Source organism: Streptomyces carpinensis (assembly GCF_002154505.1).
Taxonomy (GTDB): Bacteria; Actinomycetota; Actinomycetes; order Streptomycetales; family Streptomycetaceae; genus Streptomyces; species Streptomyces carpinensis.
In genome coordinates this window covers 1-6,557 of the sequence record NZ_MUBM01000406.1, presented here as the reverse complement: position 1 = coordinate 6,557, position 6,557 = coordinate 1, and the positions used below count along the sequence as shown (strand labels likewise).

At 69.7% G+C, this 6,557-nt stretch carries 6 protein-coding genes and 2 pseudogenes; 4 read left to right on the top strand and 4 right to left on the bottom strand.

Annotation, left to right across the window (positions count from 1 at the left end; all coding sequences use genetic code 11):
- Positions 1-429, bottom strand: a 429-nt coding sequence (locus BZY54_RS40750; RefSeq protein ID WP_208640924.1) for a peptide deformylase, incomplete at its 3' end; no start/stop codon positions are given.
- A 148-nt stretch (positions 430-577) separates the two neighbouring features.
- Positions 578-925, bottom strand: a complete 348-nt coding sequence (locus BZY54_RS40745; protein WP_208640923.1) for a tetratricopeptide repeat protein — start codon at positions 923-925, stop codon at positions 578-580.
- A gap of 127 nt (positions 926-1,052) precedes the next feature.
- Here BZY54_RS40745 and BZY54_RS40740 point away from each other — a divergent pair, with 127 nt between their 5' ends.
- Positions 1,053-2,018, top strand: coding sequence for a pirin family protein (locus BZY54_RS40740; RefSeq protein ID WP_086730409.1), 966 nt, complete (start codon positions 1,053-1,055; stop codon positions 2,016-2,018).
- Between the two features lie 326 nt (positions 2,019-2,344).
- A pseudogene (locus BZY54_RS49905) lies at positions 2,345-2,513 on the top strand (ISAzo13-like element transposase-related protein); the annotation flags it as partial.
- A gap of 201 nt (positions 2,514-2,714) precedes the next feature.
- Here BZY54_RS49905 and BZY54_RS40735 read toward each other — a convergent pair.
- Both BZY54_RS40735 and BZY54_RS40730 read right to left on the bottom strand, forming a co-directional pair.
- Positions 2,715-3,746 (bottom strand): annotated as a pseudogene (locus BZY54_RS40735) (IS701 family transposase); the annotation flags it as partial.
- Between the two features lie 218 nt (positions 3,747-3,964).
- Positions 3,965-4,855 (bottom strand): helix-turn-helix transcriptional regulator, encoded by an 891-nt coding sequence (locus BZY54_RS40730; protein WP_086730408.1) that lies wholly within the window; start codon positions 4,853-4,855, stop codon positions 3,965-3,967.
- Between the two features lie 237 nt (positions 4,856-5,092).
- Here BZY54_RS40730 and BZY54_RS40725 point away from each other — a divergent pair, with 237 nt between their 5' ends.
- Both BZY54_RS40725 and BZY54_RS40720 read left to right on the top strand, forming a co-directional pair.
- On the top strand, positions 5,093-6,109 hold the full coding sequence (locus BZY54_RS40725) for a zinc-dependent alcohol dehydrogenase family protein (RefSeq protein ID WP_086730407.1): 1,017 nt from the start codon (positions 5,093-5,095) through the stop codon (positions 6,107-6,109).
- A gap of 94 nt (positions 6,110-6,203) precedes the next feature.
- Positions 6,204-6,557 (top strand): (R)-mandelonitrile lyase (locus BZY54_RS40720; protein ID WP_086730410.1); only part of this gene is annotated, 354 nt, incomplete at its 3' end.

Genomic DNA, 6,557 nt, shown 5'->3' with positions numbered 1-6,557 from the left:
GGTTGCCTCGGCGTGCCGGGCCACCACCGCCTGCCAGCCCGGCACGCTGAGGCAACCCTCGTAGAACGCGGCCCGTGCGGTGCCGACCGGCTCGTACGACGGATTGACCAGCACCCGGAACGGCTGGGGCACCCGCCCCCGAGCCTGTCGCACCTCCTCGGGAACCGGCGCCGGGTCCTCGAGGACGGCGATCCGCAGGGGCACGCCCACCTGCGGCGCGGCCAGTCCCACGCCGGGCGCCGCGTGCATGGTGTCACGCAGCGCCTCGACGAACCGGGCCAGCAGCGGGGGCTCGAGCTGGCCGTCGAACGGCTCGGCGCCGCTGCGCAGCACCGGGTGACCGGCGGTGACGACGGGCAGTGGGCCGCCCGCGGCGAGAAGTTCCTCCACCCGCTCCGCGACGGGCGTACACGCATTCGGACAGTCCATCGCGCCAGCATGCCACGGCCCTGAGCCCGGCCCGACCCGGCACACGCGCCCACACAGACGCGAGCGAGCCGGGGACCGAGGTCCCCGGCTCACTTCGTACGGCGGACGCTCGCCACCCCGCCGGGGGGAGCCCCCGGCGGGCCGCGTCTCACACGTCCGCGAACTCGCCCGCGAACGCCGAGGCGATGCGCATGTGCGTCTCGGCCTCCTCGTGGCGTCCCTGCCGCTGGAGGGTGCGGCCGAGCATCAGCCGGGCGTAGTGCTCCACCGGGTCACGCTCCACGATGACGCGCAACTCGGCCTCGGCGCGCCGCAGCTGGGCCGAGTGGTAGTAGGCGCGGGCCAGCAGCAGCCGGGGCCCGGTCTGCTCCGGCACCTCCTCGACCAACCCGACCAGGACGCGGGCCGCGCCTGCGTAGTCCCGGGCGTCGAAGAACATCTGCGCACGCTCCCAGCGCTCCGCCGGGCTCCCGTGGTCGTAGTACGTCGTGTTCACTCGTGACCTCCTTCGATGCCCCACAACGCAAGCAAGTGATTGAAAATTCCACTACCTGTCCCTCGGTGTGATGGGCGCCGGTCGTACGCGATGACGGAACCGCCCCCGCGAGGCTAGGTTGGGCGCCATGAGCAATCTCGATCGTGAGGCGGTTCCCGCGGTCTGCGGCGGCCGCGGATTCGTGGTGACGGAGCCCGTGCGCGAGCTCCTCAGCCCGCGCCGCGTCAGGCTCGGGGAGTCCACCGAAGTCCGGCGGCTGCTGCCCAACCTGGGCCGCCGCATGGTCGGCGCCTGGTGCTTCGTCGACCACTACGGCCCCGACGACATCGCCGACGAGCCCGGCATGCAGGTGCCCCCGCACCCGCACATGGGCCTGCAGACGGTGAGCTGGCTTCACGAGGGCGAGGTGCTGCACCGCGACTCCACCGGCAGCCTCCAGCTGATCCGCCCCGGCGAACTGGGCCTGATGACCTCGGGCCGGGCCATCAGCCACTCGGAGGAGAGCCCCCGGTCGCACGCCCGCTTCCTGCACGGCGCACAACTGTGGGTGGCCCTCCCGGACACCCACCGACACACCGATCCCCACTTCGAACACCACGCCGAACTCCCCACCGTCACAGCGCCCGGCCTGACCGCCACGCTGATCCTCGGCGACCTCGACGGCGCCACCTCACCGGGCACCGCATACACCCCGATCGTCGGCGCCGACCTGTCCCTGACCCGCGGCGCGGACGTACGCCTGCCCGTGGAACCGGACTTCGAGTACGCCGTGCTGTCGATGTCGGGCGAGGCCCATGTGGACGGCGTGCCGGTCCTGCCCGGCTCGATGCTCTACCTCGGCTGCGGCCGCACCGAACTCCCGCTGCGCGCGGAGTCGGACGCCGGCCTGATGCTCCTGGGAGGCGAGCCCTTCGAGGAGGAGCTGATCATGTTCTGGAACTGGATCGGCCGGTCGCAGGAGGAGATCGTCCAGGCCCGCCGGGACTGGATGGAAGGGTCGAGATTCGGCGAGGTGAAGGGGTACGACGGTGATCCGCTGCCGGCCCCCGAGCTGCCGACGGTGCCGCTGAAGCCACGGGGACGGGTCCGCTGACCTGCGGAAACAGTTGAGGGTTGACGACGGGTGGGTGACGTCATGTCGGGTACTTCCTCCCGCCCTTCGGTCGCGCGCTGGCAGGGCGGCTGAGTGTGTCGCAGGTCCGAGGTGAGGTGCCGACGATTCCACAGTGTGGTCGTCTGTGGGCAGCTGTGTCAGGACGATCTTTAGCGGTCGGCCTTCCATGATCGTCAAATCGTGCCACGGCGCGTGCGGATGATCAGAGTGATGTTGCGGCTCGGAGTGTGGCTTCGTACTGAACGAGGGTCTATGCAGAAGTTCCACGGCCAGTGGCCGCCGACCCGTGAGCCGGTACTGGACCGGGCAAGACTGTCCCGTATGGGATCTATGCCATCATGCGAATATCGGCTGGGTCAGTGTCGGCACTGACACGACACCGCCTCGTTCGCTGTCGCCTCCATCCGCCGTCCGTGGCAGACCCGAGGCCGGCACGACTCTCCGGCCGCTACCCGTCTGCTGATCGCTGCGGATCCAGTGAACTGGTCGCAATGGCGGCGCAGGCGCCAAGCTGTCGCCCGCCACGACCGGCGACGAGTCCACTCGTTGGAGGGACGATCCAGCAAGACCGCCCCGGCCCAATAGCAGTCAACTACACTCCAGGCGACGCTTCTGATCAGGCCAGATAGCGAACCGCTACTGGAGTATTAGTATTCCAACTGTAGATCGTGATCTTCATGTCTGGGATGCGGCTTGTCGTCGGTAGTGACTGGTGCGTGATCGTGCATGGTGGCGGCGGCGCCAGTCGGACCAGGCAAGCCGGTGGGCCGCGTCGCGGACGGGCTGGACGACGAGCGCGATGAACAGGGGGCAGATCTCGTTGCAGGACAACGGGATCAGGTCGTCCGGCGTGGGTCGATGTGCGTGTTCGTCGGCGCGGACGACGGCGAGGAAGGCGTGGGCCAGCACCGCGAGGGTGACCCAGCGGGCCCACGAGGGGTATCGGCGGACCTGGTGCTCGTCCAGCCCGGCCAGTCCCTTCTCAGTTTGGAAGGTCTCCTCCACCCGCCATCTGGAACCTGCGACCTTGACCAGGGTGGCCAGGGATGCCGGCGTGGTGGAGTGACAGCGGTAGTAGGCGAGTTCACCGGTGCTGCGGTTGCGGCGGATCAGCAACTGGTGGCGGCCCGGGGCTGCCTCGGCGAGGACGATGAGGGCCCAGTCGTAGAACCGCCGCCCTCTCATGCCGCGCCCGGCCGAGAGCTTCGGCGAGGCCCGCTTCGGCACCTTCCGCGCCAAGGTATCCGCGCGGAAGGTGCCGGCGCCCGTGGGCACTTCGGCCGAGCAGGCCACCGCGAGGACATAGCCGATGCCGCGTTCCTCCAGAGTTCTACGGAGTCTTGGGTTGCCTCCGTAGACCTCGTCCCCGGTGACCCAGCCGACGTGGTGTCCGGCGTCCAGGAACCGTTCGATCATGGTGCGGGCCAGGTCCGGCTTGGTCGCGAAGACGGTGTCCTCGCCCAGCCCCGCGGCCCGGCAGCGGTCCGGGTCGCACGTCCAGGAGCGCGGAATGTACAGCTCCCGGACCACCGCCGCGTGCCCGCGCTCGCTGGCGTAGACGAGGTAGACCGCGACCTGGGAGTTCTCGATCCGTCCAGCCGTTCCGGTGTACTGGCGCTGGGCCCCGACCGTGTGGGTGCCCTTCTTCACATCCCCGGTCTCGTCGACAACCAGGACCGCGGCAGTGTCATAGAGGTGCTCGATGACGTTCGCGCATGTCATCCAGCCGGCCAAATCGGCCACGGGGCCGGAGATCCCACAGCGGCTGTGGAATCTCAGCTGCCGCTGCACCCTTGGAGTCCCTGACCTGCCGTGCTCAGTGGTGTCTCACCGTGGCCACCTTGGGGCGTGTCCCAAGAGCGAGGCCATTCCCTCCGGCCGGTTCAGCCCCTCGAACCTGTCAGTGACGTTCGCGCGGCGGTGTCTCAGCCGGTGGGGTGCTGTCTGGCGGGGGTGCTCTCTTCGGTGGCGGCGAGGGAGGCGAGCAGGCTGAGGCCCTCTTCGGAGGGGGAACCGGGTTCGGCGGTGTAGATGGTCATGTGGAGGCCGGGTTCGGCTGCCAGGTCGAGGGACTCGTAGGCGAGGATGAGTTCGCCGATGGCAGGGTGGTGGAACCGTTTGGTGCCGGTGCCGTGGCGGCGGACGTTGTGTGCGCCCCAGCGGGTGCGGAACTCCTTGGCCCGGGTGGACAGTTCGCCGACGAGGTCGTGCAGGTCTTTGTCGTACGGGTTGCGGCCGGCCTGTGCGTGGAGTATGGCGACGGCCATGTCGGCGAACAGGTCCCAGTCCGGGTAGAAGCGGCGCGAGGCGGGGTCGAGGAACTGGAATCGGGCCAGGTTCTGCTGGTTGGCCGGGTTCGCGAACAGATCGGTGTAGAAGGCTCGGGCGAGCCGGTTGGACGCGAGGATGTCCATCCGGCCGTTGCACACGACTGCCGGCCCGGCGGTGATCGCGTCCAGCGTCCACCGAAGGCTGCGATGGACCTGCGGCCGGCCTGGGGCGCGACGGCGCCGGGGGCGGGTGAGGATGTCGGTACCGTCTGCGACGTGGGCCAGGTTCAGCAGGTGGGCGCGCTCGGCGTCGTCCAGTTGCAGGACGCGGGCGACGGCTTCGAGAACGGCGGGGGAGACTCCGGCGAGGTTGCCGCGTTCGAGTTTGGCGTAGTACTCCACGCTCATGTCGGCCAGTGCCGCGACCTCGCTGCGGCGCAGGCCCGGCACGCGTCGTCGGGAGCCTGCGGGCAGGCCGGCCTGCTCGGGGCTGATCTTCGCTCGCCGCGAGGTGAGGAACTCGCGGACCTCCTCACGGTTGTCCATGCCATCGACGGTACGACCCACCCGGGGTGAAAGGGATGCACTGCCAGTACACCCCTCACTGGTAACTCGCTGCCCGCGCGGAAGAGCGGTTTCCTGGAGATCAGGCACTTCCGGGCGGCGGACACGCCCCCTGGGAACCGCACCGCCTGCCCCGGCGGCTGCCTGCCTTGGCCTGCGGCGACCGGATGGCCGCCCGGACCACACCCCTGTGAGCACGGCATGTAAGGAACCACTCTGATGCGCGGAGCAGTGATCCACGCCCCCGGCGACATCCGCTTCGAAACCCTGGACGACCCGAAGCTCCTCAAGCCCACCGACGCGATCATCCGCACAGCCGTCACCTGCGTGTGCGGCTCGGATCTGTGGCCCTACCGGGGCGCGGAGCCGACCCAGCACGCTCACCCGATGGGCCACGAGTACGTCGGCTTCGTCGAGGAGGTCGGATCCGAGGTCACCACGGTCAAGCCAGGGCAGTTCGTCGTCGGCTCGTTCGCCACCTCGGACAACACCTGTGCGAACTGTCGCAACGGCTTCCAGTCCAACTGCTTGAACCGCGAGTTCATGTCCACCTGCCAGGCCGACTACGTCCGCATCCCCAACGCCCAGGGCACCCTCGTCGCCACCGACGGCACCCCGGACGAGAACTACTGGCCCGGACTGCTGGCCGTGTCCGACGTCATGGGCACCGGCTGGTGGGCCGCGGATGCCGCCGAGGTGAAGCCCGGCTCCACCGCAGTCGTCGTCGGCGACGGCGCCGTCGGCCTGTGCGCCGTGATCGCCGCCAAGGAGATGGGCGCCGAGCGCATCATCGCCATGAGCCGTCACGAGCCCCGGCAGAAGCTGGCCCTTGAGTTCGGTGCCACCGACATCGTCACCGAGCGTGGCGAGGAAGGTGTGGCCCGGGTCAAGGAGCTGACCGGCGGGATCGGCGCGGACAGCGTCCTGGAGTGCGTCGGCACGGCGCAGGCCATGCAGCAGGCCCTGCACTCGGCGCGGCCGGGCGGCAACGTCGGGTTCGTCGGCGTCCCGCACGAGGTCGCCGTCGACGGCCAGGAGCTGTTCTTCTCCCACGTCGGGCTGCGAGGCGGCCCCGCGCCCGTGCGCCGTTACCTGCCCGACCTGATCGACCGCGTTCTGACCGGAAGCATCGACCCCGGCAAGGTCTTCGACCTCACCCTCCCGCTGGACCAGGTCGCGGAAGGCTACAAGGCGATGGACGAACGCCGCGCGATCAAGACCATCCTCAAGCCCTGACCTCCGCAATCGCGCTTCAGGGGCAGGCCACCGCCCGGTCCGGCGGCGGCCGCCCGCCTGCAGCCCCCGCATTCACGGAGAAGAGAAGCCGACCGTGCAGATCACCCGAAGCTCGATCAACACCGTCAAGGGCCCCGCCGACTGGTTCACCGGCGACGTCTACATCGACGCCGTCGCCGCAGCGCCCGAGCCCTCCCGGGTCAGTGCCAACCTGGTGCACTTCATGCCCGGCGCCCGGACGCACTGGCACCGCCACCCGCTCAGCCAGACCATCTTCGTCACCGAGGGCATCGGCCTGTGCCAGCGCCGTGGCGGACCCGTCGAGGTCATCCGGCCCGGAGACCGCGTCCTGTTCGAAGCCGACGAAGAGCACTGGCACGGCGCCGCACCGAACCGCCTCATGGTCCACCTGGCCATCAACGAGGCGGACGCCGACCACGACGTCGTG

What these genes read in the sequence shown, in the direction of transcription:
- BZY54_RS40725 (WP_086730407.1), top strand. Translation starts at nt 5,093, where the DNA reads ATGCGCGGAGCAGTGATCCACGCCCCCGGCGACATCCGCTTCGAAACC.
- BZY54_RS40740 (WP_086730409.1), top strand. Translation starts at nt 1,053, where the DNA reads ATGAGCAATCTCGATCGTGAGGCGGTTCCCGCGGTCTGCGGCGGCCGC.
- BZY54_RS40730 (WP_086730408.1), bottom strand. Translation starts at nt 4,855, where the DNA reads ATGGACAACCGTGAGGAGGTCCGCGAGTTCCTCACCTCGCGGCGAGCG.